The sequence below is a fragment of the Betaproteobacteria bacterium genome (genome assembly GCA_016791345.1).
Lineage (GTDB): Bacteria > Pseudomonadota > Gammaproteobacteria > Burkholderiales > JAEUMW01 > JAEUMW01.
In genome coordinates this window covers 1-3,388 of sequence record JAEUMW010000324.1, presented here as the reverse complement: position 1 = coordinate 3,388, position 3,388 = coordinate 1, and the positions used below count along the sequence as shown (strand labels likewise).

General features: G+C 64.9%; 2 protein-coding genes. One reads left to right on the top strand and one right to left on the bottom strand.

Going from position 1 to position 3,388, the window contains the following annotated elements; all coding sequences use genetic code 11:
• The coding region (gene treS, locus JNK68_12940; protein MBL8541260.1) for a maltose alpha-D-glucosyltransferase at positions 1 to 1,984 on the bottom strand (1,984 nt) is incomplete at its 3' end.
• 273 nt (positions 1,985 to 2,257) lie between these two features.
• On the opposite strand from treS, the gene JNK68_12935 reads away from it, so the two are divergent.
• Positions 2,258 to 3,292 (top strand): hypothetical protein, encoded by a 1,035-nt coding sequence (locus JNK68_12935; protein MBL8541259.1) that lies wholly within the window; start codon positions 2,258 to 2,260, stop codon positions 3,290 to 3,292.
• The last annotated feature ends 96 nt before the right edge of the window (positions 3,293 to 3,388 follow it).

Sequence of the window (3,388 nt, the reverse complement as noted above, 5' to 3'; positions counted from 1 at the left end):
CGTCGAACTGCCCGATGAGCCACGACTGGCTGCCGCGTTCGAGCAGACCGTGGTCGACGAGGCGCGCGCGCTTCACCTTCTCGCCCTTCTGCGCGAACCAGCGCCGCTGCTCGATGTAGCGCGGAAGAATCTCCAGCTCGAGCTGGTCGCGCACCTTCTGCGCCATGCCGATGCGCCACGGCACGACGCGGTCGCGGAAGAAGCTCGACCAGCCGTCGAAGAGCACTATCACCGGCAGCTCTTCGCGCGCGGTGAACGACTCGTGCCAGTCGGGTGCTTCGACGTCGGTGGCGAGCCGGAACCAGTAGAAGGCGTGCGCCGGCAACGTGAGCAGATAGGGCAGCTCGCCGATCGGCGGAAACGCCACGCGGCCGAGCATCTCCACCGGCACGCGACCGCGGTAGCGCTTGAGATCGAGCTCGACCGGCTGCGCGGAGCGTCCGACGTTCGCAACGCAGAGGATCGCCTCGTCACCCAGTTCGCGCAGGTAGGCGAGCACCTTGTTGTTGCCGGGATTCAGAAACGTGAGGCGGCCGCGGCCGAAGGCGTGGCTTTGCTTGCGCACGGCGAGCATGCGCTTCATCCAGTTGAGCAGCGACGACGGTTCGCGCAGCTGCGCCTCGACGTTCACCGCCTCGTAGCCGTACACCGGGTCCATGATCGGCGGCAGATAGAGGCGCTGCGGATCGGCACGCGAGAAGCCGGCGTTGCGGTCGGGCGTCCACTGCATCGGCGTGCGCACGCCGTCGCGGTCGCCGAGGAAGATGTTATCGCCCATGCCGATCTCATCGCCGTAATAGATGATCGGCGAGCCCGGCATCGACAGGAGCAGGCTGTTCATCAGCTTGATGCGATCGATGTCGTTCTCCATGAGCGGCGCGAGCCGCCGGCGGATGCCGAGATTGATGCGCGCACGCGGGTCCGCCGCATACATGCGGTACATGTAGTCGCGCTCCTTGCTCGTCACCATCTCCAGCGTGAGCTCGTCGTGATTGCGCAGGAAGATCGCCCACTGGCAGTTGGCCGGGATGTCCGGCGTCTGCTGCATGATCTCGATCACCGGGTGGCGGTCCTCCTGCGCGATCGCCATGTACATGCGCGGCATCAGTGGAAAGTGGTAGGCCATGTGGCATTCGTTGCCGTCGCCGAAGTAGTCGCGCACGTCCTCGGGCCACTGGTTCGCTTCCGCGAGCAGCAGACGGTCGCCATATTTGGCGTCGATCGCAGCCCTGATCTGCTTGATGACCGCGTGCGTCTCCGGAAGGTTCTCGTTGTTTGTGCCCTCGCGCTCTACCAGATACGGAATCGCATCCAGCCGGAAGCCGTCCACGCCCATGTCGAGCCAGAAGCGCATCGCCCGGACCACCGCCTTCATCACGCTTGGATTGTCGAAATTGAGATCCGGCTGATGACTGAAGAAGCGGTGCCAGAAATACGCTTTCGCCACCGGATCCCAGGTCCAGTTGGACACCTCGGTGTCGGTGAAGATGATCCGCGTGCCGCGATACTTCTGGTCGTCGTCGCTCCACACGTAGAAGTTGCGCTTCGACGTGTCGGGCGGTGCGCGGCGCGCGGCCTGGAACCACGGATGCTGGTCGGACGTGTGATTGACGACAAGCTCGGTGATCACGCGCAGTCCGCGCCGGTGCGCTTCGCGCAGGAAAGTCCGGAAGTCCTGCCGCGTGCCGTAGTGCGGATGCACGTTCAGGTAGTCGGCGACGTCGTAGCCGTCGTCGCGCAGCGGGGACGGATAGAAGGGCATCACCCAGATCGCGTTGACGCCCAGGTCCTGCACATAGTCGAGCTTGGACGCAAGGCCGCGAAAGTCGCCGATGCCGTCGTCGTTGGAGTCGCAGAACGCCTTGACGTGCAGCTGATAGATCACCGCGTCCTTGTACCAGAGCGGATCCGCGGCAACACCGTCGGCGCCGGCGTTTGCGCCGGGCTCGCGGTCGTTGGCGAACGGCAGCGTGCTGTTGTCCATGGTGCCGTGTCAGAGAAGTAGTGATCGAGGACGCGCTGACCACATGCGAGCCACCGGCAGCACGCGCGAAGCAGCCCTGCATGCACTACCACCAGTGGCTGGTGGTGCATTGCATCGGAACCGCAGCGCAGAATATTGCTAGCTGTCGGCGCTGCGCGTCAACCTTGCAGCGTCCGGCATGTCCGCGGTCGGCGGGAAGCCAGCGCCGCCCATCCGCACCTGGGCACAGCTATTGCAGCAGGCGTGGTCTCCTATCAGCCGTCGCCTCATGCCATGGCCATCCTCCGTTGCAGCAAGTGCGGTCATCTCGAAGAACTGCCCCCTGAGGCAGCCGGGACGACGCAGACCTGTCCTCACTGTCAGGCGTCCGTGCAGGCTCACGACACGGTTTACTTCGTGAGCAAGGCGCTGGAAAAGCTCTTCGCCCTGCAGGTCGAGGCGGTGCGACTGCGTGCCGTCGGCGCAGGTGGCAGCATGCTCGCGCGCAGTGCTCCCTTGGCGGGTTCCGCCGAACCCTTCGATCTGCACAACTCGGCCCTGCTGTCGACCGAGCTTCAGCACGGCCCGGTGCGGGACTGGTTCCAGCGCCGGCAGGTCCGCGTTCGGACCAACCCGCGCGCCGTCGATACCACCGGGTTCTTCGACGAGGTGGCGGTGGCCATCGGGCGCAACTACAGCGTTCTGAAGGAAGTGGTCGACCGCATCCGCTTCGCCCAGATGAAGGGATTCACGCAGGCGACGATCCACTTCGAACGCAAGACGCCCGAGCAGGTCGAGCACATCACGCGCTTCTGCCGACAGCTCTTCGAATACTCTTTCATCGCAAAGTGTCTGCACCTCAAGGACGAGAAGCCGCGCCTGCGGCTCATTCTGCAGACCGCCCCGGCGATTCGCGAGTTTTTCAACGGCGACTGGCTGGAGTGGCTGGTACTGATGACTCTGCTCGAATCGGCGCGCGAGCACGGGTTGCGCTACTCGTGCGCGCGCAATCTGGTGATCACGCTGCAAAACGAGGAGACGTTCGAACTCGACGTGTTCTTCCTCATCGACGGCACGCGTCCGCTTTGCGTCGAATGCAAGAGCGGCGACTTCCGCCAGGATATCGACCGCTGCCTCACGCTGCGCAGGCGGCTCGGCATCGGTCGCGACGACTTCATCGTGTGCGCCGCGGGCCTCGATGCCAAACAGGCGGCGGGCTTCTCCAGCACCTACGACCTGGTTTTCTGCAGCGAGCGGGACCTGAGAGCGCAGCTTGAGCGCTCCTTGGTGCCTGCGGTCGACACGCCGCGCAGCGCGCGCACGGCATAGTTCACGCTTCAATCCGCGCCCCTCGCGAGCGAGGGGCGATGCGGGGCTGGTGGCCACATGGGCACAGCGGGAGGCAGTTTCAATCCGCGCCCCTCG

What these genes read in the sequence shown, in the direction of transcription:
- JNK68_12935 (MBL8541259.1), top strand. Translation starts at nt 2,258, where the DNA reads ATGGCCATCCTCCGTTGCAGCAAGTGCGGTCATCTCGAAGAACTGCCC.